Annotated in this window: 25 protein-coding genes and 4 pseudogenes; 26 read left to right on the top strand and 3 right to left on the bottom strand. The window is 38.2% G+C overall.

Going from position 1 to position 26,996, the window contains the following annotated elements; genetic code table 11:
- Positions 1-46: 46 nt before the first annotated feature.
- Both degS and zapG read right to left on the bottom strand, forming a co-directional pair.
- The gene (gene degS, locus AC2IP4_RS12185) at positions 47-1,114 is read right to left on the bottom strand and encodes an outer membrane-stress sensor serine endopeptidase DegS (protein ID WP_375321705.1); all 1,068 of its coding nucleotides are present in this window, start codon (positions 1,112-1,114) and stop codon (positions 47-49) included.
- Between the two features lie 197 nt (positions 1,115-1,311).
- Positions 1,312-1,767, bottom strand: a complete 456-nt coding sequence (gene zapG / locus AC2IP4_RS12180) for a Z-ring associated protein ZapG (RefSeq protein ID WP_375321706.1) — start codon at positions 1,765-1,767, stop codon at positions 1,312-1,314.
- A gap of 124 nt (positions 1,768-1,891) precedes the next feature.
- Between zapG and zapE the strand changes: the two genes are divergently transcribed.
- The 13 genes and pseudogenes from zapE (at position 1,892) to AC2IP4_RS12115 (ending at position 11,571) form a co-directional block, all read left to right on the top strand.
- Positions 1,892-2,998 carry a cell division protein ZapE gene (gene zapE, locus AC2IP4_RS12175; protein ID WP_375322839.1) on the top strand — a complete coding sequence of 369 codons (1,107 nt, stop codon included), beginning with the start codon at positions 1,892-1,894 and terminating at the stop codon, positions 2,996-2,998.
- Between the two features lie 279 nt (positions 2,999-3,277).
- Positions 3,278-3,706: a 50S ribosomal protein L13 gene (gene rplM, locus AC2IP4_RS12170; protein ID WP_045101173.1), complete on the top strand. Its 429-nt coding sequence runs from the start codon at positions 3,278-3,280 to the stop codon at positions 3,704-3,706.
- 15 nt (positions 3,707-3,721) lie between these two features.
- Positions 3,722-4,114 (top strand): 30S ribosomal protein S9, encoded by a 393-nt coding sequence (gene rpsI / locus AC2IP4_RS12165; RefSeq protein ID WP_375321707.1) that lies wholly within the window; start codon positions 3,722-3,724, stop codon positions 4,112-4,114.
- Positions 4,115-4,516: 402 nt separating this feature from the next.
- On the top strand, positions 4,517-5,110 hold the full coding sequence (gene petA, locus AC2IP4_RS12160; RefSeq protein WP_105055596.1) for a ubiquinol-cytochrome c reductase iron-sulfur subunit: 594 nt from the start codon (positions 4,517-4,519) through the stop codon (positions 5,108-5,110).
- The gene (locus AC2IP4_RS12155; RefSeq protein WP_375321708.1) at positions 5,110-6,378 is read left to right on the top strand and encodes a cytochrome b; all 1,269 of its coding nucleotides are present in this window, start codon (positions 5,110-5,112) and stop codon (positions 6,376-6,378) included. Before petA ends, AC2IP4_RS12155 begins: the two co-directional genes overlap by 1 nt.
- On the top strand, positions 6,375-7,112 hold the full coding sequence (locus tag AC2IP4_RS12150) for a cytochrome c1 (protein WP_375321709.1): 738 nt from the start codon (positions 6,375-6,377) through the stop codon (positions 7,110-7,112). Before AC2IP4_RS12155 ends, AC2IP4_RS12150 begins: the two co-directional genes overlap by 4 nt.
- Before the next feature lie 145 nt (positions 7,113-7,257).
- Complete coding sequence (gene sspA / locus AC2IP4_RS12145) at positions 7,258-7,893, top strand: stringent starvation protein SspA (RefSeq protein ID WP_375321710.1); 636 nt, start codon at positions 7,258-7,260, stop codon at positions 7,891-7,893.
- On the top strand, positions 7,893-8,336 hold the full coding sequence (gene sspB / locus AC2IP4_RS12140) for a ClpXP protease specificity-enhancing factor (RefSeq protein WP_375321711.1): 444 nt from the start codon (positions 7,893-7,895) through the stop codon (positions 8,334-8,336). The genes sspA and sspB overlap by 1 nt, the downstream gene beginning before the upstream one ends.
- Positions 8,337-8,475: 139 nt before the next feature.
- Positions 8,476-8,625: a hypothetical protein gene (locus AC2IP4_RS12135; protein ID WP_375322849.1), complete on the top strand. Its 150-nt coding sequence runs from the start codon at positions 8,476-8,478 to the stop codon at positions 8,623-8,625.
- Positions 8,583-9,134: pseudogene (locus AC2IP4_RS12130) on the top strand (IS4 family transposase); the annotation flags it as partial. The gene AC2IP4_RS12135 and the pseudogene AC2IP4_RS12130, both read left to right, overlap by 43 nt.
- A 70-nt stretch (positions 9,135-9,204) precedes the next feature.
- A pseudogene (locus AC2IP4_RS12125) lies at positions 9,205-10,383 on the top strand (IS3 family transposase).
- Positions 10,310-10,648, top strand: coding sequence for a hypothetical protein (locus tag AC2IP4_RS12120; protein ID WP_486310312.1), 339 nt, complete (start codon positions 10,310-10,312; stop codon positions 10,646-10,648). The pseudogene AC2IP4_RS12125 and the gene AC2IP4_RS12120 overlap by 74 nt, the downstream one beginning before the upstream one ends.
- A gap of 48 nt (positions 10,649-10,696) precedes the next feature.
- A pseudogene (locus tag AC2IP4_RS12115) lies at positions 10,697-11,571 on the top strand (reverse transcriptase domain-containing protein).
- Between the two features lie 209 nt (positions 11,572-11,780).
- On the opposite strand, the pseudogene AC2IP4_RS12110 reads toward AC2IP4_RS12115, so the two are convergent.
- Positions 11,781-12,900: pseudogene (locus AC2IP4_RS12110) on the bottom strand (glycosyltransferase family 4 protein).
- Positions 12,901-13,159: 259 nt separating this feature from the next.
- Here AC2IP4_RS12110 and AC2IP4_RS12105 point away from each other — a divergent pair.
- From AC2IP4_RS12105 to AC2IP4_RS12045, 13 genes are all read left to right on the top strand, one after another.
- Positions 13,160-13,681, top strand: a complete 522-nt coding sequence (locus tag AC2IP4_RS12105) for a single-stranded DNA-binding protein (protein WP_375321712.1) — start codon at positions 13,160-13,162, stop codon at positions 13,679-13,681.
- A 245-nt stretch (positions 13,682-13,926) separates the two neighbouring features.
- Entirely contained in the window at positions 13,927-15,906 is a 1,980-nt protein-coding gene (gene csrD / locus AC2IP4_RS12100) for an RNase E specificity factor CsrD (protein WP_375321713.1), read from the top strand.
- A gap of 130 nt (positions 15,907-16,036) precedes the next feature.
- Positions 16,037-17,485, top strand: coding sequence for an MSHA biogenesis protein MshI (locus AC2IP4_RS12095; RefSeq protein ID WP_375321714.1), 1,449 nt, complete (start codon positions 16,037-16,039; stop codon positions 17,483-17,485).
- Positions 17,485-18,123, top strand: a complete 639-nt coding sequence (gene gspM / locus AC2IP4_RS12090) for a type II secretion system protein GspM (RefSeq protein ID WP_375321715.1) — start codon at positions 17,485-17,487, stop codon at positions 18,121-18,123. The genes AC2IP4_RS12095 and gspM overlap by 1 nt, the downstream gene beginning before the upstream one ends.
- A gap of 1 nt (position 18,124) precedes the next feature.
- Positions 18,125-18,460, top strand: coding sequence for a type IV pilus, mannose-sensitive hemagglutinin D (MSHK) (locus AC2IP4_RS12085; protein WP_375321716.1), 336 nt, complete (start codon positions 18,125-18,127; stop codon positions 18,458-18,460).
- A gap of 11 nt (positions 18,461-18,471) precedes the next feature.
- A complete protein-coding gene (mshL, locus tag AC2IP4_RS12080) occupies positions 18,472-20,097 on the top strand; it encodes a pilus (MSHA type) biogenesis protein MshL (protein ID WP_375321717.1) in 1,626 nt (541 codons plus the stop codon).
- A gap of 10 nt (positions 20,098-20,107) precedes the next feature.
- Positions 20,108-20,956, top strand: a complete 849-nt coding sequence (locus tag AC2IP4_RS12075; RefSeq protein WP_375321718.1) for an ExeA family protein — start codon at positions 20,108-20,110, stop codon at positions 20,954-20,956.
- Positions 20,953-22,053, top strand: coding sequence for a tetratricopeptide repeat protein (locus AC2IP4_RS12070; RefSeq protein ID WP_375321719.1), 1,101 nt, complete (start codon positions 20,953-20,955; stop codon positions 22,051-22,053). The genes AC2IP4_RS12075 and AC2IP4_RS12070 overlap by 4 nt, the downstream gene beginning before the upstream one ends.
- Positions 22,053-23,777 carry a GspE/PulE family protein gene (locus tag AC2IP4_RS12065; protein ID WP_375321720.1) on the top strand — a complete coding sequence of 575 codons (1,725 nt, stop codon included), beginning with the start codon at positions 22,053-22,055 and terminating at the stop codon, positions 23,775-23,777. Before AC2IP4_RS12070 ends, AC2IP4_RS12065 begins: the two co-directional genes overlap by 1 nt.
- Before the next feature lie 8 nt (positions 23,778-23,785).
- On the top strand, positions 23,786-25,012 hold the full coding sequence (locus AC2IP4_RS12060; protein ID WP_375321721.1) for a type II secretion system F family protein: 1,227 nt from the start codon (positions 23,786-23,788) through the stop codon (positions 25,010-25,012).
- The gene (locus tag AC2IP4_RS12055; protein ID WP_375321722.1) at positions 25,012-25,464 is read left to right on the top strand and encodes a type IV pilus, mannose-sensitive hemagglutinin protein MshF; all 453 of its coding nucleotides are present in this window, start codon (positions 25,012-25,014) and stop codon (positions 25,462-25,464) included. Before AC2IP4_RS12060 ends, AC2IP4_RS12055 begins: the two co-directional genes overlap by 1 nt.
- An 88-nt stretch (positions 25,465-25,552) precedes the next feature.
- On the top strand, positions 25,553-26,116 hold the full coding sequence (locus AC2IP4_RS12050; protein ID WP_375321723.1) for a prepilin-type N-terminal cleavage/methylation domain-containing protein: 564 nt from the start codon (positions 25,553-25,555) through the stop codon (positions 26,114-26,116).
- Between the two features lie 143 nt (positions 26,117-26,259).
- Positions 26,260-26,727 carry a type II secretion system protein gene (locus AC2IP4_RS12045; RefSeq protein ID WP_375321724.1) on the top strand — a complete coding sequence of 156 codons (468 nt, stop codon included), beginning with the start codon at positions 26,260-26,262 and terminating at the stop codon, positions 26,725-26,727.
- Positions 26,728-26,996: the final 269 nt, after the last annotated feature.

Raw genomic sequence — 26,996 nt, 5'->3', positions numbered from 1 at the left:
TGCGCTATTTTTTTATCTATCAATTTTAAAAAGCAATAGATGAAAATTAACTTGAGGGGTCTTCTGCAATGGTCACTTTAATTGTTTGAGCGATCCCTTTACGAATGATATCTACATCGACCTCTGTTCCTGGGCGTAGCTCTGTAACAATATCAGTGACATTCTGTCGATTAATAACACTCTTGCCATCGATACTTGTAATTATATCTTGAGTAATAATGCCACTCTTTTCTGCTGGACTATTTGGTGAGACACCTAATACCAAAATACCATTGATATTATCAGCATTCATAAGGCGAGCCATTGCAGGGTTAATGTCTCTGCCATCAATACCAATATAGCCACGAATTACTTGTCCATCAGCAATAAGACGGCGCATAATCTTATCGGCAAGTGCATAAGGAATAGCAAAAGAAATACCGTAGGTTTCTAATTCAGTGGTTTGTTGAAATGACGCTGTATTTATACCGACAAGCTCCCCGCGAGTATTTACTAATGCTCCGCCAGAATTACCTCTATTAATTGCTGCATCCGTTTGAATTAATCCCTGTGTTCCGTCTGCACTTAATGCGGCACGACCGGTGGCTGAGATAATACCGAATGTAGTTGTTTGTCCTAAGTTGTAAGGGTTTCCAATGGCTAATACGACATCACCAATGTCTGCTTGGTAATTAGGGTTTAACGGGATCACTGGAAGGTTTGTGTCTTTAATTTGTAATACAGCGAGATCGGTGCGTTTGTCTTTCCCTATCAATTGAGAGTTAAATAAGCGACCATCTTGAAGGGCTACAATAACTTGATCTGCATCTGCTACAACGTGGTAGTTCGTAATGATATACCCTTTGTCACTGACAATAACTCCTGACCCTAAGCCTTCGGTATCTAAACGTAGGCGATCTTTATCGCTGTATTTTCGGCTATAAATATTTACTACAGCAGGAGCTGCGCGGCGAACAGCATAATTAAATGAAATTTGATTACTGATTTGTTGAGAGGCTTGTTCTGTTGGTGCTTGTTCTGTGCTAATTGATGAGCGTAGGTTAGGGAATGCAAGTAATAATACAGTGGCGGTTATTGTACCTATAATAGCTGAGCGCAATAAGAATGAAAGCATTGCCTTCCTAACCTTTAAAAATCAAAAAATAATTAGTTAGGATAACATTGAATGTTCATAAAAAGTAGAGATTGAATGGATAGGAGGTTGTTGAGTGTAGAACTTAATGTGTTTAAATGGACAAGGGTTTCTGAATCAAAATATACTTAGGTATAATGATAAAGAAACCTTTGTAAAAGTGAATTATATCTTTTGTGTTATGCGATTTTATCTTCTTTTTTTACGTTGATATCAATTACTGGTTCATCATTCAATAAACCTGTAGCACCATTCGCATAATCTTTTGGTTGTTTGTTGACTTCTTCTTTTATATGAGCGACTTTTTTATTTAATTCAGGTGAAAGCGTCATTTCATCTAAACGAGCAGAAAATGGGTTATCCTGCTCTGGCAAATTAGGCATAAGTTCTTTTGATGTTGATGCCATGTGGTCATACATTTTATTAAAGTCTTTTGCTAAAGCTTCTAGCATAGTAGCGCTTGTAGCAAAGTGATCCACCAATTCTTGACGGCATTGTTCTAACTCATATTTAGATTTTTCTAAGTCTTGTTTCAATGATTTTTGTTGTTTAATACCCGGTACGGTAATACGAGAAATTAAAAAGCCAATAATAATACCAACGGCTAAGCCAGTTAAGGCATAGGTCCAAGCCATGAAGTGCTCCTTATCATATTTATTAATATGAGTCGGCATAACTGTGAGTTAGCCCACTCATTGAGTATGTTGAGATCATGCTACTATGAAGAGAGTCAATCAACAAAAGAAAAGATTAAAACTGATGACACCATTAGAAAAATATCATCTCGACCTTAAACAGGACGGATTTCATCATGATAATGCTCAACAACATGCTGTAGAACAATTAGATGCACTATATCGACGCATATTAGAATCAAAAGTTCCTCAAAATGAAGTGAAAAAATCATGGAAACATTTTTTCAAAAAAACGAAACCTCGTAAATTAACTCCTGAAAAAGGATTGTATTTTTGGGGGGGGGTAGGACGTGGTAAAACTTATCTAGTTGATACTTTTTATGATGCTCTACCAACACAACGAAAAATGAGGATTCATTTTCATCGTTTTATGCAGCGTGTCCATGATGAGCTTGGAGAATTAAAGAATCAATCAGACCCGTTACTTGTGGTGGCGGATAAATTCAAGCAAGAAACTGATATTATTTGTTTTGACGAATTTTTTGTTTCTGATATTACTGATGCGATGATTTTGGCTACCTTATTAGAAGCATTGTTTGATCGAGGAATCGCTTTAGTCGCGACGTCAAATATCATTCCACAAGATCTTTATCGTAACGGTTTACAGCGTGCTCGCTTTCTCCCTGCCATCAAGTTAATTGAAATTCATTGTAAAATAGTAAATGTAGATAGTGGCGTTGATTATCGTTTAAGAACATTAGAGCAAGCTGAAATTTTTCATTCTCCGCTAGATGATAAAGCTGAAAATGACATGAGAATGTATTTTCATAAATTAACAATAGATAGTAAGTGTCAAGAGAAAGAAATAGAAATTAACCACCGCAGGTTGAGTGTAAAAGCTGAGGATGATGGAGTTGTTCATTTTGAATTTTCCGTATTATGTGAAAGTGCCCGTAGTCAACATGACTACATAGAGTTATCGCGTCTATACCATACTGTTTTGCTTTCTAACGTTAAAATCATGGGTGAGTTTAATGACGATGCTGCTCGTCGATTTATTGCTATGGTTGATGAGTTTTATGAGAGAAACGTCAAATTAATCATCTCTGCAGAAGCGGATTTGAACGCTATTTATGAAAAAGGCCGCTTAACGTTTGAATTTAAACGTTGTCAGTCTCGGTTAATTGAAATGCAAAGCCATGAATACTTAGCAAAAGAACATTTATCTTAATTGGTAGCTCCTTCATTACGATAATTTAAGGTGTTTATTTGATGTGATGAGGTCCAAATTTCATTTTTTTTACGGTTTTTACCTAATATGTGAAATATCTTCAAAAAAAAGGTGATTTTTTCTTCATGCTTCACTATAATCCTCCGACCCACCGTTACTGTACTGGCGTAATTGCCAAGAGTGCCAACCACTCGAAGGGGTGATGACTGGGCTCAAAAATATACAGTGGGAGCGAAAGCTCCTAATCAGTGAAATTATTTAATAACGGGTATCATTAGCATGAAAACTTTCGTTGCTAAACCAGCCGCTGTAAAGCGTGACTGGTATGTTGTAGACGCTGAAGGTAAAACTCTTGGTCGTATCGCAACTGAAATCGCATCTCGCCTACGTGGCAAGCATAAAGCAGAATACACTCCTCACGTAGATACTGGTGATTACATCATCGTTATCAACGCAGAGAAAGTACGCGTAACTGGTAACAAAGCAGCTGGCAAGATCTACTACCGCCACTCTGAGTTCCCAGGCGGTCTAAAATCTATTTCTTTCGAGAAACTGATCGATCGTAAACCTGAAATGGTTATTGAATTAGCTGTTAAAGGTATGCTACCACGTGGTCCTCTTGGTCGTGCTATGTACCGTAAACTTAAAGTTTACGCTGGCGCTGAGCATAACCACACTGCTCAACAACCACAAGTACTAGACATTTAATCGGGGATTATGGCAATGGCAGAGAATCAATACTACGGCACTGGTCGCCGTAAAAGCTCAGCAGCTCGCGTTTTTATTAAACCGGGTACTGGCAACATCGTAATCAACAAGCGTAGCCTTGACGTTTACTTCGGTCGTCCAACAGCACGTATGGTTGTTAATCAACCTCTAGAGCTAGTTGAAATGACTGACAAACTAGACCTATTCATCACTGTTTCTGGTGGTGGTATTTCTGGTCAAGCTGGTGCGATCCGTCACGGTATCACACGCGCTCTTATGCAATACGATGAATCACTACGTCCTGCACTACGTGCTGCTGGCTATGTTACGCGTGACGCTCGTTGCGTTGAACGTAAGAAAGTTGGTCTACGTAAAGCACGTCGTAAACCACAATTCTCTAAGCGTTAATATTACGCTTACTTTACCAAGTGGTTTTGTTTCAAAATTACTTTGGTTATTGTGGTCAAAAGCCCAGCAGAAATGCTGGGCTTTTGTTGTTTTTGTGAGGTGAAATTATCTTCATCGCTTGAATTTCTCTATCTTTTCTTATCTTTTCTTCCCCCTCGCTGAAAAAAGCCTACTTAGTTCACAAATGTTGCAAAAAAGTAGCTTTACCTTGTCAAAAAGTAAGGTTTTCTTTATCATTTATGGGTTAAAACATCAGTGTAACTAAGTATGAATAAATTCTTTGGTTTTATTGGGAGTTTTTAGTCTTGGAATTCTGTTGTATCAAACCTTAAAAGTTAGCCGCAGCTCGAAAATGTATGGACATAATAAAAACTATATAAAGAGCAAATGGGAGAAAGTTGGATGAGCAATGCGCCAGTGAGTAATGGTCGACGTCGTTTCTTGACTGCAACAACAGCTGTTGTTGGTGGTTTAGGGGCAGTGGCGGTGGCAGTACCTTTTATTAAATCGTGGAATCCGAGCGCAAGAGCGAAAGCTGCCGGTGCTCCGGTTGAAGTCGATATCAGTAAACTTGAAGATGGGCAAATGGTTCGTGTTGAATGGAGAGGAAAGCCTGTATGGGTTGTTCGTCGTTCAGACGCTCTTTTACAGTCATTAACTGAAATTGATGGTCAACTTCGAGACCCGTCTTCAGGGGAAGAGCAACAACCTGAATATGCACAAAATGCATATCGTTCGATTAAGCCTGAAATATTTTTAGCCGTTGGTATTTGTACTCACCTTGGCTGTTCACCTACCTATTTACCTGACAGTTTTAGTGAGCAAGTTGAAGGGGTTAACTCTGGTTTCTTTTGTCCATGTCATGGCTCTAAGTTTGATATGGCTGGTCGAGTATTCCAAGGTGTACCGGCGCCATTGAACCTTGTGGTTCCTAAGCATATGTACCTTAGCGATACTCGTATCCTAGTTGGGGTTGATGAAGGAGGGGAAGCCTAATGCAACCATTACTTGATTGGGTAGAGAAACGTCTACCTGCGATGAATGCATATAAAAAGCATTTATCTGAATATCCAATGCCAAAAAACTTTAACTTTTGGTATTTCTTTGGCTCATTGGCCATGTTAGTTCTTGTTAATCAACTTATTACTGGAATTTGGTTAACCATGAATTACGTTCCTTCTGGTGAAGGTGCGTTTGCTTCTGTTGAATACATCATGCGTGATGTTGATTATGGTTGGCTATTACGTTATATGCACTCAACCGGTGCATCAGCATTTTTTGTTGTTGTATATCTTCACATGTTCAGAGGTTTAATTTACGGGTCCTACCAAAAGCCTCGTGAGTTATTATGGCTGTTCGGCATGTTGATATTTTTAGTTCTAATGGCTGAAGCTTTCATGGGGTATTTACTTCCATGGGGACAAATGTCTTATTGGGGCGCTCAGGTTATTATTTCATTATTTGGTGCAATTCCAGTTATTGGCGATGATTTGACGTTATGGATCCGTGGTGATTATGTAATTTCAGGAGCAACATTAAACCGTTTCTTTGCTTTACATGTTATAGCATTGCCTATTGTATTACTGCTTTTAGTTGTACTGCATGTACTTGCTCTACATGAAGTAGGTTCAAATAACCCTGATGGTATTGAAACTAAATTACCAAAAGGAAAAGATGATAAAGGCGATCATACAACACAGTTTAAATTTCACGAATATTACACTAAGAAATATAACATTATTGATTCAGTTCCTTTCCATCCGTATGGGACAGTGAAAGATATGATCGGTGTGGCAGGTTTCTTATTCTTCTTCTGTTATGTGCTGTTTTTTAACCCTGAAATGGGTGGCTACTTCCTTGAAGGACCTAACTTTGAAGCAGCAAACCCATTGAAAACACCTGAACATATTGCTCCAGTTTGGTATTTCACTCCGTTTTATGCCATTTTGCGTGCGGTACCTGATAAGTTAATTGGTGTTGCTGCTATGGGAGCATCAATTGTCGTACTTTTCCTTCTTCCATGGTTAGACCGTTGTAAAGTTCGTTCATATCGTTACCGTAGTAAGCTGCATTTACTGAATATTGCACAGTTTACAGTGAGCTTTATTGCTCTTGGTATCTTAGGTGCATTACCAGCTACGACGTTGTACACGCTATTGGCTCAAATCTTCAGTCTGACTTATTTTATGTTCTTTGTTCTGCTATTTGTTTACAGCAAAAATGAAGCAACAAAACCATTACCAGAGAGGGTGACATTCAAATGAGAAAGTTGATTTTAGTGCTTTTTGCTTTGTTGCCATCAATGGCAATGGCTGCTGGAGCTAACATCCCATTAGATAAAGCAAATAATGATATTCGCGATCAAGCATCACTACAAAATGGCGCGAAGTTATTTATGAACTATTGTGCAGGTTGCCATTCAACTCAATACCAACGTTATGGCAGGGTGGCTGAGGATCTTGGGATCCCTGTAGACTTAATGATGGATAATCTTGTTTTTGATCCAAATGCCAAAATTGGTGATTTGATGGAAAATGCGATTCCAGAAAAACAGGCGGCTAATTGGTTTGGTGCTCCACCACCGGATCTCACACTTGTAGCTCGTGTTCGAGGAACGGATTGGTTATATACTTACTTACGTACGTTTTATGCTGATCCAACACGACCATTTGGCGTAAATAATATGGTGTTTCCAAGTGTAGGTATGCCCCATGTTCTTCAAGAGCTTCAAGGGGTAACTACTCCTGTTTATGAAACAACAACCGTAAATGGTGTTGAGCATAAAGTTATTGTTGAGGTAGAGTCCGATGGAACTGGAGAGCTCAGTTCTGGTGAGTATGACGTAGCGGTTCGTGATTTAGTTAACTTCCTAGAATACTCAGGAGATCCAGTGCAGCTTGAACGTCACCGTTTAGGTTGGTGGGTGATGGGCTTTTTAGTAATATTTGCCTTTGTTTCTTACTTGCTTAAGAAAGAATATTGGCGCGATGTCCACTAATCGTGATATTCTAGATCGTTAATTGTACGCAATGGAGGCTTAGCCTCCATTGTTTTTGTGTCACTATTATTTTAAGAATGAATAATAGATGACAAGCACCAAAAATGCGGTGCTTTTTGCTCCTAGATAAATACCGGAGGGCTCAATGGCTGTTGCTGCCAACAAACGCTCAGTAATGACGCTTTTTTCAGACGCTTCTGACATGTACAGTCATCAAGTACGTATTGTACTTGCTGAGAAAGGAGTAAGTGTTGAAGTTGAATTGGTTGAACCATCCAACTTACCTGCAGAACTTGTAGAATTAAACCCTTACAAAACTGTACCTACACTAGTTGATCGTGAGCTTGCTTTATACAACTCAAATATCATCATGGAATATTTAGATGAGCGTTTTCCTCATCCGCCATTGATGCCTGTTTACCCTGTCGCTCGTGGTAACAGCCGTCTAATGATGCACCGTGTTGAAACTAACTGGTATTCATTAGCGAAGATTGTTGAAGGTGGTTCTTTTGAAGAAGCTGAAGCCGCTCGTGCAAAACTACGTAATGACTTATTAATGTTAGGTCCAATTTTTGCTGAGTACACTTACTTTATGAGTGATGAGTTTAGCCTAGTTGACTGTTATTTAGCTCCTTTATTATGGCGTTTGCCATCAATGGGAATTGAATTATCAGGTCCTGGTGCAAAAGAACTTAAAATTTATATGAGCCGTGTATTTGAGCGTGATTCATTCCTAGCTTCGTTAACTGAAGCTGAGCGTGAACTGCGTCTAACTAACTAATGGATATGAGTTCAATGATGCCGCGTCGCCCATACTTGTTGCGAGCTTTCTATGAATGGATTGTAGATAATGAGTTAACACCTCATCTTGTTGTTGATGCAACAATGAATGGTGTTCGAGTACCTGAAGAGTTTGTTCAAAATGGTCAAATCGTTTTAAACGTAGCACCGCACTCTGTTGGTAATTTAGAAATGGGTAATGAAGCGGTAACATTTAATGCTCGTTTCGGTGGTCGTCCACACTCATTAATTCTACCTCTATATGCTATTCAAGCTATCTATGCTCGTGAAAATGGTGCAGGAACTATGTTTGAACCAGAGGAAGCTTATGAGTTAACGTCTGATGAAGGTATTTTTGAAGAAGAGACATTAAGTCCAGCTTCAGAAGATAAGCCTGAGTTGTCACGTCCTACTGGCCGCCCAAGTTTAAGAGTCGTTAAATAGTGCTTAACCATTAAATTACTTATATTAAAAAGCCTGCATTATGCAGGTAATGCCGATAAGTTAAGAAATTTTCCAGATCATTTGACTGATCGTTAAAACCTTCAAAATCCGATATTGGGTAACCAATATCGGATTTTTTATGCAACTAACTAAAGCTCTAACACTGGCTAATGATTTCGTCCCTGATTCTGATTCTCTCGGAAAACTCAGTGATATATTACCTCCTGAATTTATTAATCAATGTTTATCAGAATGGCACTCCAAATGGAGCTCACTAGCCATTTATTGATCAATAGTGCTTTTGATAGCACAAAAGTCAGTGAAATGGTTTTAGCTGAACAACTTATCTCATCCACTCCAGATAACTCTATAACTTTGTTTGATAAAGGATTTTATTCACTTGGCTTACTTCATAAATGGTCTACAACAGGATCGGAACGTCATTGGTTGCTTCCTGTGAAGCAAGGAACAATATATGAGGAAGTACGAACTTTAGGTCGACGAGATAAATTAGTGCGTTTAAAAACATCGCCACAAGCTAGAAAGAAGTTCCCTGATCTGCCGGAATATATTGAAGCTCGGTTAGTGAATAAAAAAGTGAAAGGAAAAGAGACTCAAATTTTAACTTCAATGGTTGATCCAATGCGTTTTCCATCGTCTGAAATGGTAGAGCTGTACAGTGAGCGTTGGGAGATAGAAGTCGGTTATAGAGAAATGAAACAGACACTTCTAAATAGTGAGCATCACCTTCGAAGTAAAAAGCCTGAGATGATTAGACAAGAATTATGGGGGATATTGTAGTGGTACATTGAATTTGGTCACTTAGTTAGAGGTGATATAATCACCTCATAAATAAACAGGTGACATTATGACAAAACGTACAAGACGTCTATTTAGCGCAGAATTTAAGTTAGAAGTAGCTCAGTTGGTTCTAGATCAAAACTACTCAGTAGTTGAAGCAGCTCAAGCGATGAGTGTCGGTAAATCCACGATGGATAAATGGGTTCGCCAGCTAAGAGATGAGCGTAACGGAAAAGTACCAACAGCTTCACCTATTACCCCCTGAGCAAATCGAAATTCGAGAATTAAAAAAGAAGTTGGCTCGTCTTGAAGAGCATAATGAAGTATTAAAAAAGGCTACGGCTCTGTTGATGTCGGACTCACTGAACAATTCTTGATAATCAAGAAATTCAAACAGAGCTACAGCGTAAAAACTTTATGTGAAGTATTCAATGTTCATCGAAGCAGTTATCACTACTGGCTGAAGCGGGCAAAGAAAATCAATGCTGAAACAGTAAAACTCCGCAGCTTAGTTAGCGAAGCTCACTCAGCCAGCAATGGCTCTGCGGGAGCAATAACCATTGCTGGTATAGTTACCGAGCAAGGGATTAACCTGAGTCGTTACAGAGCATCTAAACTAATGAAAAGCCTTGGTTTAGTCAGCTGTCAAGAACCAAAACATCGCTACCAACATAGGCCACAGGAACACGTTAACATTCCTAACCATTTAAACCGACAGTTTACTGTTATGGCGCCAAATGAAGTTTGGGTTGGTGATGTGACTTATATTTGGGTAGGAAATCGTTGGATGTATTTGGCTGTTGTTATCGATTTTTTTGCTCGAAAAGTAATTGGCTGGGCAATGTCTTTATCTCCAGACACTCAATTAACAAGTAAAGCGCTTTCGATGGCTTATGAGTCGCGTGGTAAACCTAAAAGCGTAATGTTCCATAGCGACCAAGGCAGTCATTACACTAGCCGTAAATATCGCCAACTGCTGTGGCGATTGCAAATTAAACAAAGTTTATCTCGCCGAGGGAATTGTTGGGATAATGCGCCGATGGAGCGCTTCTTTAGAAGTTTTAAAACAGAATGGATGCCAACAGTGGGTTATCGTAGTTTCGCTGAGGCTCAACAAGAGGTTATCCGTTATATTATTGGATATTACAATCAACTTAGGCCGCATCAATATAATGCTGGTCTGGCTCCTAATAAATCAGCAAAGTTATATTGGGAAAACTCTAAAACCGTGGCCAATTTTAGTTGACCACTACACAAAAGGTGCGGCCGGAATAGATGGGCAGAGCCTGAGTGACTTTGAGCAAAATTTAGTAGAAAACTTAACGGCTCTTCATCAGGAATTAAGCCTTAAAACGTATCAACCTCAACCTGTTAAACGGGGAGAAATACCCAAAGATGGCGGTGGAATTCGTTTATTAGGTGTTCCGACGGTTCGAGATCGCATTGTACAACAAGCCATCGTTGATGTGCTTGACCCCATTTTGGACCCAAACTTTCATCCGTCAAGCTAGGGATACAGAAAAGGGCGAAGTTGCCACCATGCAATCAATAAAGCATCAATGTTTATCCGACAATATGTCGTTGATATGGGTTTATCGAAATGCTTCGACATGCTCGATCATGACTTGATAATTGAGAGCATAAAGAGACGAGTAGCAGATGGAAGTATCCTAAAACTCATCAGGCAGTTTTTCGAGAGTGGAGTAATGATAAATGGGACATACGAGCCGACGACGATAGGCAGTCCGCAAGGTGGCGTAATTAGCCCCCTTATTGCTAATATCTATCTCGATAGATTCGAGCAACAAATGATGAAAAGAGATCATCGCATGGTGCGCTATGCAGATGACATTTTGATTTTATGCCGTTCGAAAAAGGCAGCGGAAAATGCTTATGAGACGGCGGAAAAGATCCTAGAGGGCGAACTCAAGTTGGTGATCAACAAAGAGAAAAGCCACATAGCACACAGCGATAAGGGCGTTAAGTTTTTAGGTGTAGAAATAAAGAGTAGATATACTCAAATTCAAGCTAAGAAATTAAAGGCCTTTAAAGATAAAGTTCGAGATTTAACCCGAAGGAATGGTGGTAAGCCACTATTACAGGTAATCAAAGAGCTAAATCCTCTGTTGCGTGGTTTTACCAATACTTTCGGATAGCCAATGCCAGTAAGCAGTTTAAAGCATTAGCAGTTTGGATAAGAAGGCGACTTAGTAGTATCCAGTTAAGGCTATGGAAGAAGCCAGGAAGGCTTCATCGATGGTTAAAGCAGCATGGTTACAAACCGCCCTTCAAATGCATCAACATGCGAGTATGGAACTCGTCAAAGAGTCCACTAGCGAGCTATGCTATGCCAAATCAGTGGTTTAGCGAGTTAGGATTATTTAATCTTGAAACGGTAAGTGTCGGAAAAGTGCTCACATACGAATATAAGTAAGCAGGAGCCGTGTACGAGGTCCGTACGCACGGTTCTGTGAGAGGGATGAGGCGGTAACGCCTCACCCTACTCGATGAATATCGACTTTATTATTAGAGCCAAGTCCTGTTGCTATGATTGCACGTTCTATGGATTTTCTTTGCTCATCCGTAAGCTCATTTACGGTTGTTTCATCAAGAGATGAATAGAACTGAGCAATTAAGCATTCATCATGACTTCTTTTTAGATGTTGTTTGGTTATAAACAGACATTGTCTGTTTTGCTATTTTTTTCCAATCATAATAATTAAGATACTTGTCGTAGTTTATTTTCTTAGTGTCGATTTGAGCATGATGTACTAATTGTGCTGATAATTCATTGATATCACCAACAGAGAAATAACTCTCATTAGTCAATTTTACTTCTAAGTTAGCAGGAATATTACTCACAATTGCCGGCAATGAATAAGACATTGCTTCTAATAAGGCAATAGGTAAACCTTCATGATATGAAGGCATTACAAAAGTTTGGCTTGAGAGAAAAGGGCTTGTAACTGTTCACCCTTTAAGAAACCAGTCATGATGACGCCATCTACTTTACTTGCCTGCTCTTTTAGTTTTTCACTATAAGGTGTTGGGTGATCGGTATCGCCCATAATAACTTAAAGGAATTGATAGATTAGCTTTACTATAAGCCTCAATTAAATCATGAAATCCTTTTTCTTCAACTAAGCGACTTACCGCCACAAAATAATTATTGGTGCTTAGAGAAAATGTAGAGAGTGCATGCTCTATTTTTTCTTGTGCTAATGGCCTTGGTAATTTTACGCCATTATAGATCAGGTGAGCGTCATGACGATTGTATTTATCTTTAATGATGTTATTAATAACCTCTGAAATAACAATAACTTCATTCGCGTAAGTAACTGCTAACTTTTCACCAAGTTGAAGGATACGCTTAGCAATCCCTCCCCATTTTTGACGATTATAATCAGGGCCGTGATGAGTGAAAATTACTTTTTCCGAGTAGGCGCAATAATGGGACCACAAGACCTGGACCAATAGCGTGCACATGAACAATTTTTGATTTATCAAAAAGAGTAGAAAATGAAGCCAGAGTCGAGTGAATAATTGCTTCTAATGATTTCTTTTTTGGAGCCCAAATAGCTTTTGTTTTTACGCCTTGATAGCTTGATGTTTTGTAGTCAACGTAAGGTGAACGAGCGACTACACAAATATCACTATTAAATTGTTTATGGATCTCAGGGTAGAGATGTTGACAATGTGTTTCGACGCCACCAAGTACATTTTGGATCCCACGAGTACCAATAACTGTGATTTTATTTGTCATCTGTTATCCTTTTAAAAGCGCTTGGTATAGATTTAATAAATCTGTTTTATTTGTGGTAGATATCTCATATATCTGACTTATCTGCATTTTTTAAATGGTTAAGTCGTGAGGTGTACAGCAAAGCTTCTTCTATTTTAGGACGTTATAGAAAGGAACCCAAGTTTAGGACTATCAGAAATTACTATGAACGTGTTAGACTGAAGATCATTTTATATTAAATCGGGTGACATCATGTTCACCCTAATCTCTGGAGCAAACTATGGCCAGCCGTGGTATTAATAAAGTTATTCTTGTTGGTAACTTAGGGCAAGATCCTGAAATCCGTTACATGCCAAGTGGTGGTGCGGTAGCAAATATTACAATTGCAACGTCTGAATCATGGCGTGATAAAGCAACTGGTGAACAACGTGAAAAAACAGAATGGCACCGTGTGTCTTTGTTTGGAAAGTTGGCTGAAGTTGCTGGTGAATATTTACGTAAAGGTTCTCAAGTTTATGTAGAAGGTCAACTTCAAACACGTAAATGGCAAGACCAAAACGGTCAAGATCGTTTTACAACAGAAGTTGTTGTTCAAGGCTTTAATGGCGTAATGCAAATGCTTGGTGGTCGTGGTCAGGGTGCTCCTGCTGGTGGTCAACAGCAGCAGCAAGGTAATTGGGGTCAACCTCAACAGCCTGCTCAGCAAAATAATTTTGCACCGCAGCAGCAACAAGCTCCACAAGCTGCTCAACCTCAATACAATGAGCCTCCAATGGATTTTGATGACGATATTCCGTTCTAGACCCTGTTTAAGGATTAAACGTATTGTTATAAAAACCTCGAATTTTCGAGGTTTTTTTGTTTGTATTCAATTATTAACTCATTGCTTATTTCTAATAGGCTTATGTTATTAAGGTGATTCACTCTATAGAGATATAGGTAAAATATTTGTATCATATCTAATGCGTATTTAGAGATAGTTCTAAAAATTATATTTAGAACTGTATTACGATCTACAATCTATTTGCTTCAAGGAAGAAGAGTTTAATGAGAAAAACTCCTAGTTTACGTTTAAGTAATCGTCTTATTTCATTTGTTACCTTAATGGTTTCTGCTGCTATATTTATTTTATTTATTGGTGGGGCGGTTTCTTTTAAGCAAATTGGTAATGAATATTTAGAGCACTATCTTGCTGGTGTGGTTAAAGTTGTTGATGAAGAGTTAGCCGCTCCTGAAGAAGCGAAATCAATGGCTAAATGGTTACCAAAGCTACTCAAAGCTAGCAGTGTTGTAAGTATGGAGCTTTCTTCACCTACGGGGCCAGTCTATTCATTTCAAACGTTATCTATGATGCCTGATGATAACCTTTTATATCAAAAAACCTTACCTCTTCAGATAAATAAAGGCTATTCGATTAGCTTTAAATCTCTACCTCCTTATAGTGCGTTTACTTACTCTTTAGGTGCATTATTTTCGATTACCGCTGCGATCGCAGTCATCATTGTTTCATTATTATGGGGAGTTGTTTGGTTAAGAAAGCAGCTTCACGGTTCTGAATTACTGGAAGAGCGTGGAAGAATGTTACTTGCCGGAAGATTGGATGAGTATTCTGTGGGGAGTGAGGAAGAGTGGCCAGCAACCGCTAGTTTAGCATTGGACTCAATTATTGCTGAGTTAAAAGATGCACGAAAGGAGCGCAGTCGTTTTGATACCTTCATACGGACGCATACTTTTTTAGATAAATTAACGGGCTCTCCTAATCGAGTATTATTTGATAGTAAATTAGAGTCAACGTTACAGGAATCGCAAAGCCAAGGTGTTCTTTTACTTTTACGAATTAATGGTTGGGATGATCTAATTGAAGATCAAGGTAAAGCTGTTGCGGATGATTTGATTGTTGAGATTGGTAAGCAGTTGAATAATATTATTCAGCGTTATAGTGATGGTGTTCTTTCTCGTTATTACCGTTCTGACTTTACTTTACTTATTCCTCAGCAATCATTAAAGGAAGCTAAAATAATAGCTTCTCAGTGTTTAAAAGTTGTTGAAAAAATAATACCACCCAAGAGTTTAAATGGTGATAATTGGTGTCACATCGGGGTTAATATGTATGTGAGTGGTGAAGGAAGAGGCCGATTAATGGATGAGCTTGATATGGCTCATCGTAGTGCACTGTTGCAAAATAATAATAGTTGGTCTTTATTTAAAAAACAGCAACAGCTTACCGAAAGTTTGGGTAGCGTTCGTTGGAGAACATTATTTGATGCTATTTTTGAGCAAGAGCAACTACTTCTTTATAAGCAGCCTACCTTTTTATTTAAAGGTAATGGACTTGACCTACTTCACTTAGAAATATTTTCTCGTATTAGAGATGAAAATGGCGTCCAGATAAAAGCGTCCCGATTCTTACCTGCCATTAAACAAGTTGGCTATCAGGTAAAATTAGATAGTGCAGTATTGAAGCAAGTATTTCCTTTATTAAGTGACCCTGACTTCTCTCAATATTCATTTTCAGTACATCTACAGGTAAAGAGTTTACAAACTCCAGCATTCGTACGACAACTAAGAAACCGTTTATTACAAACCCCAAGAGTTCAACTCAAACGTTTGAGCTTTGAATTAGTTGAGGGGCAAGTTGTGACTTATTTAGATGCGGTTAGACCAATTGCAAGGCTATTAAAAAGTTTTGGGTGCCAGTTAGTTGTAGAGCAAGCCGGTAGAACTATTGTAAGTACACATTATATTAAAGATCTAAATGTTGATTACATTAAACTTCATCGTAGTTTAATGAAGGACATCTATCAACGTTATGAAAATCAATTATTTGTACGTAGTCTTTTAGGGGCGTGTGAAAACACTGGTGCGGAAGTTCTTTCCGTTGGGGTTGATAACGAAAAAGAATTAAAACTATTGAAAGAGCTTGGTGTAGAGGGAGGACAAGGACGTGTTTTTGAAGCAGAAACAGCGTTATTTCACCACCAAGAAAAAATATCCATTCCAAAGAGACGAAATCGCTGGGGGAAGTAGAATGTCTCTCATTTTATATATAATCCCATACCCGAAAAGAATAGAATGTTGTACTATTGCGTATGGTGTAGCTCTTTTGAGAGTGTTGTTAATAAAGTAAGAGATGAGAGTTGAACAATAAATGAATATTATGGGTGTATTTAAAAAGCTGAAATTCTCTCGTTCAGTGAAAGTCACTACATCGATCGTGATACTACAAGGCGGTATTTATATTGCCAAAAGCGATAATGAAAATGAACTTAAAGAGCAACATTTTACGCCGATAGAGCAATCTAATGAATGGAAAGAAGGGCTTATTGAAGCGTGCCAAAAAATGGCTCTTTCTGATTGCAAAGTAAATATTATTATTGGCTCTCATCTATATCAATCTTTTCAAATTGATAATCCTAATTTGCCTAAAGAAGAATTAACGGGTGCATTACCTTTCTTAGTTAAAGATCTTATTTCAGATCGTGTTGCCGATATAGTAGCTGATGGTGTAGAAACATCGAATGGTAAAATGCAGGTGTATATCTCTCAATTAGTGATAATTAAAACACTGATTGATTTATTACAATCTTTTTCTATTCAGGTTGGTAATATCACACCGGATGAATTGGTGTGGAGTCATTCTAAAAAAGATGAAACTAGCTTCATGTTACTTACATACAGTAAAGCTGCGGAATTTAAGTTATTAGCTTTTAATGAGAAGCGTTTATATCTTAACCGTTCTTTGCGTGGAATTATGCCGCCTTTAACTGGTGATTTAGAAAATAGTTTTCAATTTGATAGCTTAGCTCTAGAGTTACAGCGTTCGTTAGATTATTTAAGTGCTCAATTGCATAGTCTCAATATTAATCATTTATATGTTCGTTGTGATGATGAAGATGACTCTCTTCTTGTTTCAGAGCTACAGAAACGATTAGGTGTGCAAGTTGCCTCTTTATTACTTGAGGACCCTAGAGTATTTCGAGCCGGTGAATTATTAAGTTGGCTTGGTTTATTTAATCAACCAAACATTAATTTATATAATGATAAGTTAAAACCTCAAGTTGACTATTTTTCATTGAAGAATGTAATTGTTAGCTGGGGAGTAGGCCTTATTTTTACTGGTCTATTTCTTGGGTATTATCAATGGCAGCTAAGTCAGTTAGAGAGTCATATTTCTCAATTAACATCAGAAGAGAATGGTTACCGACAAGAATTATCAACGTTAAATAAAAAGCTCGAAAGCCATAAACCTTCGGCTGCAAAATTAGCCGCAATTAAGCGTTTGCAAGAAGATATTCAATCTAAAAAAGCGTCATTAAAAGTTATAGATAATTTTGATGAAGGTATGCAAATAGGTTATTCAGGCGTGATGAGTAGTTTAACCCAATTAGGTAAAGGGAACATCTCATTAACTAAGATCTATATTTCAGGTGATGATGTGAACTTTACAGGGTTTGCACGAACTCCCGATGTTGTTCCTAATTGGATTAAGAGCTTTGAAAATGAATTACATTTAGTTGGTCGTACATTCGATCAGCTAGAAATCAAAACAGATGAGGAAGGGCTGGTGTCGTTTATTTTAAACACTAAGACAGCAGAGGATAAGTAATGGAATATTGGACTAAAGCCAAAGAGGCATTTTCTGCATTATCACAACGAGAGAAAATATTAATTACTCTGGTTGGCTGGGTCGCGGTAATTTTTATTTCATTGACTGTTATTATCGAACCGAAAATAGAACAACATCAGCAGGCGCAACGAGAGGTAAATCGTTTAACGAGTTTAATTACGTCTTTGAAGCAACAAATCGAATTAGCGCAGTTTAGATTGCAAAAAGACCCAAATGTAGCAATTGATAAGCAATATCAGGAATTGACCCTTGATAGCCAAGATTTAGCTCAATTACTATCAACTCGAGTTGCTGCTTTGGTTTCACCGAGTCAGATGGCTCAACTACTAGAAACAGTATTGCAGAAGTCATCAAAATTAACCTTAAAATCGATGACGACATTGCCTTCAGAAAGGCTGTTAGATGAAAACAATAATGCAGGTTATTATATTCATCCAGTTAAATTGGTCCTGTCTGGTAACTATTTCGATATAGAAACATACCTTTCTAATTTAGAAGCGTTGCCAGTGAAATATTATTGGCGAAACTTTCGCTATCAAGTCGTTGAGTACCCAGTGGCTGAATTGACTATTGAAGTGTATACGTTGGGTTCTCGTAAAGGGTTTATTGGCGGTTAATATGAAGCATTTATTTTTAATGGTAGTGTTGTTCTCGGCATCTATTAGTGCGTCAGAAGCCGTTGTTGGGCATGATCCTACTGAGCCATTAAGTTGGTTTCAACCTGAACCAGTAAAAAAGAAAGTAATAAAAAAACGTCAATATTTCCCTTCTTTACAAGCAATAAGCTGCAATAGTGAATCTGACTGTAACGCGGTGTTAGACGATAAATCAATGATAAAAGGTGACAAAATATCTGGGTATACCTTGTTAGCTATTAACGAAGAAAGCGTTTCGATTGGTCGTTCTGGTAAGAAATGGCAACTTTCCCTATTTTCACAAGATATTAAGAATTAAGGTTAGCAGTAATGAAAGTACGTAATGTCATCATTGGATTCATGGTAGCGTCATTAGCGGGGTGCTCTATGGGCCACCGTGATCCTGTTGAAATTAAACAGACCTTAGATAAATCGATTAATGAAAATGGCGGTCAATTATTAACAGAACTGCCCGCTTCGGTTCAGGCTGATTTAATGCCAGACTTAAGTTCTCCAAATGTTGAGGTTGAAGAACCAGTTAAACGTTTTAGAGTGAAAGCGAATGGCGTTAATGCTAAAGCTTTCTTTACCAGCTTAATCAAAGGCACAGAATATAGTGTTGTTATTCATCCTGATGTTTCAGGGCGTATAACGATGAATGTAAATGACGCGACATTGGATGATGTGCTGTCTTCTGTTGAAGATTTATACGGCTACGAAATCATTAAATCAGGTAAAATCCTGCAAATCTACCCGGCCACGATTAGAACTGAAACTATCCCTATCGACTATTTACAATTAACTCGTAAAGGTCGCTCTTTAACTACGATTACCACGGGATCAATTACAAACTCTGATAGTAATTCGAGTGGTAGTGATAATTCAAACTCTAATAATAGTTCGTCTTCATCCTCATCAGCTACGGGTGGAACCGAAATTGAAACTACGAGCGAAAGTGACTTCTGGAAAGAATTAGAGAATGCCGTTTCTGTTATGATTGGAAGTGGTTCAGGACGAAGTGTCGTAGCTTCGCCACAAGCTGGAGTGCTTACTATTACTGCTTCTCCTGATGAACTACGTAAAGTTAAACAATTTTTAGGTACTTCTCATAAGCGTTTGCAACGACAGGTTATTTTAGAAGCTAAGTTGTTAGAAGTTACATTAAGCGATGGTTATCAACAAGGCATTAATTGGTCTAATTTAACGGCTTCTATTGGTGGGACTGATGTTGTGGTTGATAAACTAGCAAGCTCAACGGTATTGCCAGGTATGGATGCCATCGGAACCTTATTGGGTGGGCAAACAAATATCAAAGTTTCTGATGGGAATTTTGAAGCCGTTCTCAGTTTTATGGATACCCAAGGTGATTTGAATGTGCTTTCAAGCCCTCGCGTTACTGCGGCTAATAATCAAAAAGCGGTAATTAAAGTTGGTCGTGATGAATACTACGTTACAGATGTGTCGAGTGTTATTGGTAATGGCGATAATGCAAATGCTTCTCCTGAAGTCACCTTAACCCCATTCTTCTCTGGTATTTCATTAGATGTGACTCCACAAATTGATGATAAAGGCAATGTGATGTTGCATGTGCACCCATCCGTTATCGATGTTGAAAACGAAATAAAAGAGATTAACTTGGGTGAGAAAATTGGGATTTTAGCGCTTCCATTAGCGAAAAGTTCAATTCGTGAATCTGATTCGGTTATTCGAGCAAAAAGTGGTGATGTCGTGGTCATTGGTGGTTTGATGAAGTCACAAACCGTAGATCAAGTTTCAAAAGTTCCATTCTTAGGAGACCTTCCTGCTTTAGGGCACCTATTTCGCAATGTGAGTAAATTAACCCAAAAGACAGAATTGGTCATTTTATTAAAACCAACCGTTGTTGGTGTAGATACATGGCAAGAAGAATTGGAGCGCTCTCGTGATTTATTACAAGAGTGGTTTCCTGACGAGTAATCGTTAAATTATGTATGAACAACATTTTGGTTTAAAGCAACTTCCTTTTACTTTAACGCCAAATACTTCTCTTTTTCATGGATTATTGCCTCACTATGAGGCAATTCAGACGGTATTGTCTGCAATCTCCATGGGAGAAGGCGTTATTAAAGTTACAGGGGAGATCGGGACAGGAAAAACACTCGTATGCCGAATGTTAATGAGTCAATTGCCTCCGAGTGTTGAATTGCTTTACTTACCTAATCCTGTCATGAGTGGGTACGAGTTAAGGCAAGCACTAGCAAAGGAACTTTGGCTTGACCAACGTGGGGATGGTATTGCGTTAACTGACCGTATTCATGAAAAGTTGATTGATTTACATGCAGAAGGAAAAACAGCAGTTGTCTTTATTGATGAGGCACAAGCCTTGTCTGATGAAGCATTAGAAACATTACGTCTCTTCGGTAATTTAGAAACGGATTATTGTAAATTATTGCAAATTGTCCTGTTTGGGCAACCAGAGTTAGATGAAAGGCTAAAACAATATCACTTACGTCAACTCAGACAGCGGATTACGTTTTCTGCAATGTTGCGCCCGTTAAATGTGAGTGAAACTGTAGCTTATATTGATTATCGAATGGTGGGGGCTGGTTGTTTAAGCAATCCATTTTCACTTTCTCAAATGAAGGCTATTTGGCGAGCAAGCAGTGGGGTACCGCGACTCATTAATCAAATATGTCATAAATCGCTACTTATTTCTTTTTCAGAACAGTTAAGTATGGTGTCTTCAAAATCGGTATTTAATGCGATTTTAGACACAACCGATACCATACAGCCTAAGTATTACTTTCCCAGATTTTGGGGTTGGAGAGCATCGTGAGTGCAACGAATAAAGCCTTACTCAACATTACAAAGAAAGACACTGACGCGGGGTTTAAAAAGAGTATTTCTCCAGCAAATGTACCTAATATAGAATCAAGATTTAAAGCTTCGTTCTTTTTTGCTATTGGTGTGCTTAGCTCATTGTCTCTTATTGGTTGGGCAACATTAAATAACTCAGCAGAGGTTAGTCCTGTATTAACAGCGAGTAGTGAAATACCTACTATTTCAAAAATAGATGCACTCTCTGTACCTTCAATAGCTTTAGCTAATTCACCAACGCAGAAAAGCTCTGCAAAAGAGGTGAGTGCTATTTATATCGATAATAGCGACAAGTTATCAGTGGTGAATGGAAATCAGCTAGAACAAGAAAAAATAAAGATAATCAAAACTCCAGTGGTGATTGCCGCAAATACCAATGTTGCTCTACCTGCAACAAAACAATCTTCGGTAATCCCTAAGACTCCTCGTGAAGAGGTAAGCCAAGAGTTTCAAGTTGAGGAGGTGGAACTGCTGCCTTCTGAGTTGGCTCAAAAAAGTCGTGATGCAGCCAAAAAAGCACTAGATAGATCGGATTTTAAAGAAGCGACAAAAGAATATTATACCGTCTTAAAATATCAACCGAATGATGAAGAATCGCGTAAAAAACTCGCGGCATTACTTTATGGGAAACGAGACATAACAGAGGCAGCTGCAATATTACAACAAGGAATAAAACTTGATAATGATAGCGTTAATTTACGCTTAGCTTTAGCCAGCTTATTGCAAAAAGAAAAACAGCCAGAGGCGGCATTGTCGGTATTAGAATATATACCTCTGGATGCTAGTGTGGATTATTTAGCGACTCGTGGTGGTCTAGCTCAAAAACTAAAATTGATGGATTTAGCAAATGAAAGCTATCAGATGTTAGTAAAAAAAGAACCAGACAACGGTCGTTGGTGGCTAGGTTTAGCGATTGTTTATGAAAGAGAAGCGAAAACAGAACAGGCGTATGATACTTATCAAACCGCGTTAATTAAGCCTGGGTTGTCTCGTTCTTCTTTGGTTTTCGTGAGAGACAGAATAAAACTATTAGCGACAATGAAGGGAAATGAATAATGCGTCTTAAGTTAAGAAAAAGACTTGGTGATTTATTAGTCGAAGAAAACATTGTCACTGAAGAGCAAATTGAGCAAGCGCTATTAGCACAGAAAAAAACAGGTAGGAAGTTAGGTGGGACCTTAATTCAGTTAGGTTTTTTATCTGAAAAACAAATGCTCACTTTTCTATCTCAACAATTAGATGTGCCTTTAGTTGATTTGAATCGAGCGGATATTGATGCTGCTGCAGTCCATTTGTTACCTGAAGTTCATGCGAGGCGATTGAGAGCTTTAGTGTTGAGCCAGCAAGGTAATACTATTCGAGTTGCAATGAGTGATCCTGCCGATCTCTCAGCTCAAGAGGCACTATTTTCTCAATTACAGCAATATCAAATTGAAATGGTTATTGCTTCAGAAAGGCAGTTGGTTGATAGCTTTGATCGCTTTTATCGTCGTACCAAAGAGATCGCTTCTTTTGCAGAGCAGTTGCAATCAGAGCATCAAGACAGTAATGATTTTAATTTTGGAATTTCAGATAGTGATAATGACGAAGTTACTGTCGTAAAACTCATTAACTCATTATTTGAAGATGCTATTCAAGTTGGTGCGTCTGATATTCATATTGAACCCGATGACAAAGTACTGCGTCTGCGTCAACGTATTGATGGTGTATTGCATGAAACGTTACTAAATGAAGTGAATATTGCATCAGCGTTAGTGCTTCGTTTGAAGTTGATGGCGAATTTGGATATTTCAGAAAAACGTCTACCTCAAGATGGACGCTTTAATATTAAATCCCGTGGTCAGTCGGTTGATATTCGTTTATCGACAATGCCAGTGCAGTATGGTGAATCTGTGGTAATGCGTTTGCTAAATCAAACGTCAGGACTTCGTGAGTTAGAATATTCTGGTTTACCCGATCACCTTTTAGTTCGTTTACGTAAACAGTTACGACGTCCTCATGGGATGATTTTAGTTACAGGGCCAACTGGTTCAGGAAAAACAACCACTCTATATGGGGCACTTAGTGAGCTAAATACACCAAGTAAGAAGATAATTACTGCTGAAGACCCAGTGGAATATCGCTTGCCTCGAATTAATCAGGTGCAAGTAAACAGTAAAATCGATTTAACATTTTCAAAAATATTAAGGACCTTCCTTCGTCAAGATCCAGACATTATTTTGATTGGTGAAATGCGAGATCAAGAGACCGTAGAGATAGGATTACGTGCCGCGTTAACGGGTCACTTGGTATTATCTACTTTACACACGAATGATTCGATAGATAGCGCATTACGAATGATGGATATGGGAGCACCTGGTTACCTTGTTGCCAGTGCAGTTCGTGCGGTATTAGCACAACGATTGGTTAAGAAAGTGTGTCCTGAATGTTCTGGTATCGATACGCTTGATGACGCTCGTAAGCAATGGGTACAAACTCGTTTCCCTAATCAAGTTTCAGTTCCTTTTCAGCGTGGTTACGGCTGTCAGAGCTGTAATTTAACTGGTTATCGTGGTCGTATTGGTGTGTTTGAATTATTAGAATTAGATCAACCAATGATGGATGCATTAAGAGCGAATGATGCGGTTGGTTTTTCACAACAAGCTCGTCAAAATCCCGATTATAAGCCACTGTTAGCGTCAGCAATGGAACTGGCGATGAATGGTGTTATTAGTCTTGATGAAGTTATGATATTGGGCGAAGGCGATAATGCGGCTTCTCATCAACCAATATTGATGTAGGCATTAGCATGGCAGTATTTAAATATAGCGGACGCAATAGCCGTGGTGAGCAAGTTTCCGGTTCTTTAGAATCAGTATCACAAGAAGCGGTGGCAGAGCAACTCATGAATGATGGGATTATACCTACCTCTATTCGTGCAAGTAAATTTGCTGGGAACTCAAGTACAACGGACTGGAAGAAGTGGTTCCAACCAACTATTCCTTTAGAAGTGCTCGTTATTTTTTGTCGTCAAATGTACAGCCTAACTAAAGCGGGTGTCCCTTTATTACGAGCGATGAATGGGTTATCACAGAACAGTAATAACAAATTATTAAAAAATGCATTGGAAGAGGTGACGGCTGATTTAACTAATGGTCGTAGTTTGTCGGTATCAATGCAACAACACCCTCATGTATTTAGCTCTTTGTTTGTATCAATGATACATGTTGGTGAGAATACAGGGCGGTTGGATCTTGTGTTAATGCAATTGGCTAATTATTACGAACAAGAGATGGAAACTCGTAAGCGAATTAAATCGGCAATGCGATATCCGATATTTGTATTAACGTTCATCTTACTTGCGATGTTTGTATTAAATATTAAGGTTATTCCTCAGTTTGCGAGCATGTTTTCTCGCTTTGGTGTTGATTTACCATTGCCAACACGGATCTTAATTACAACCTCTAGTTTCTTTGTTAATTATTGGCACTTTTTAATCGCAGGAATGGCGGCTGCATTGTTTGCGTTTCAAGCCTGGATTGGTCAGCCAAAGGGGAGAGAAACTTGGGATAAGTGCCGTCTTCGGTTGCCTATTGTTGGTGATATTGTAACGCGTGCGCAAATGTCTCGCTTCTCAAGAACGTTTGCTTTGATGTTAAAATCAGGTGTACCACTTAACCAATCACTCGCGCTTTCTGCTGAATCTTTAGAGAATAAATACCTAGAGAATAGATTGCTTGAAATGAAAAATGGGATTGAGTCAGGCACTAGTATGTCAGCAACCGCAGCTCAGAGTGGTATTTTCACACCCTTAGTTCAACAAATGATAGCCGTTGGTGAAGAGACAGGGCAAATCGATGATTTATTATTAGAAGTCTCAGATTTTTATGACCGTGAAGTGGATTATGACTTAAAGACATTAACAGCAAGAATTGAACCTCTGTTATTGGTTATTGTTTCAGGAATGGTTTTGATATTAGCATTAGGTATTTTCTTACCAATGTGGAATATGTTAGATGTAGTAAAAGGGTCGTAATGATGTCAATAACCCGGTTTATATGGGGTGGGCTTGTTATTGTATTTCTCGCTGTTATTTTATATCAATGGGACAGAATCGAGCCTGAAGTAGAAGATACTGCGTTATTAATGAGTAGCCGAGAAATATTATCTTCAGCTAATGAATTTAAAAATTATTGGGTTGTAAATGGGCAACCTAACGTTATTGTTAAAGACGGAATAGAAGTAACATTTACCAAATTAGGTTGGCCACTGACTCTTGATGATAAAGAGTTAAATTGTCAAAAATGGCTACACCTTTTATTGCCAGAAAAACAGAAAATTTATACAGAAGCGATTCATGTGACGAAAAAAAAAGCAAAAGTGGTTCAGTATGGTTGTGAGTATGGTATATCGAATGGTAAAATTGTTTCTGTAATGTTGGTAAATGGCGTGTTTAAAGTTGACGTCGGTTTTTTGAATAAAAATTAAGTTGGCATTTTTTTGACGAACACTGTGTTTTTTATTGTAAAATCCCTTACAATTCAGAAAGAAAATAGAAATAGAGAGAAGCATTACGATGAAGTTCCAAAAAGGTTTCTCACTGGTTGAGCTAGTGATAGTGATCGTAGTTATAGGGTTGTTGGCAACTGTCGCACTACCTCGATTTTTAGATGTTAGTCTTGAAGCGAAAAAAGCGAGTGTTGAAGGGGTTGCGGGCGGATATGCTACGGCTGTTCTTTCAGCAAGAGCACAATGGGAAGCAGAAGCTCGTCCAAGAACTGATGGTTATAATGCGGTGAGTTATGATGGAACAGAATTTTGGTTAACGGATCCATCGCAATCAAATCAATCTGAATTTCGTCCGGGTTACCCAATAGCTCCACGAGAAGATTTAGATGGCAATGATACAGGTAGTTATCCAGCAGCACTAACGGCAAAAGAATGTATATTATTAATGGAAATGTTATTACAAAATGCACCGTACGTTACTGATGATAATAAAGATAATAAAGCTAAGTATCTAGCAGAAGTAATAACCGAAAATAGCCGTAATCAATGTAAATATACACAACAAGAAAATGAAGGACACTTCTTTACTTACGAGCCTGAGTCAGGTCGTGTTGTGGTGACATTACAATAATAAATTTAAGAATTAATGCTTATTTAATTTTCCAAATAATATTAATTGGAAAATAAGACTTAATTATATCTATATATTAGTTTTAACAATAACGGTGGCACCATTTAAGTACCATCATATTAATAATAAAAGAGAGAAGTAGCATGAAAAGACAAGGTGGTTTCACACTTATTGAGTTGGTAGTTGTAATCGTTATTCTAGGTATTCTAGCAGTAACTGCAGCACCTAAATTTCTTAACCTGCAATCTGATGCTCGTGAATCGTCACTGCAAGGTTTAAAAGGTGCAATGTCAGGAGCTTCTGGTATTGTGTATGGTAAGGCTGCAATTGATGGTAAAGAAACATCAGAAAAGACTGTTGCTATTGATGGTATTGATACTGTTTACGGCTACCCTAAAGCAACTTCTGCTGGTATTGGTGCGGCGGTTGTTGGTTTAGATGAGGATTGGAGTTCTGTTGTTTCTGGTTCAACATTAGTTGTTGGTTTTAAACAAGATCCAAAACCAACTTTAGCTTCAAAAATTACAGAGACCAATTGTTATGTAACATACAGTGAAGCAACGACACTTTCATCTGGTGTCTCTGCAATTGTAACTGCGACTAAGTGTTAATAAATAAACCTTAATATACCTCTAAAAGCCAGCGATCTTTGCTAATGCCGATCAGTTAGTCACTTTATTGAGTAATTATGCACTATTTATTCAATGTCTAATAGATATGGCAAAGTACCCGTTAAGAGAGTGAAAGATAGATACAACAAGGGCTCCAGAATGATTGTAATAAATTCGTCTGAAGCCCTTGTTTTTATTGATGTTCGCTTAACTGACTGGCATTAGCGATCTTTGCTGGCTTTTTTGTATCTAAAATTAACATTACCTTC

Source organism: Aliivibrio thorii (genome assembly GCF_057368585.1).
This window is presented reverse-complemented; position numbering and strand designations above follow the sequence as displayed.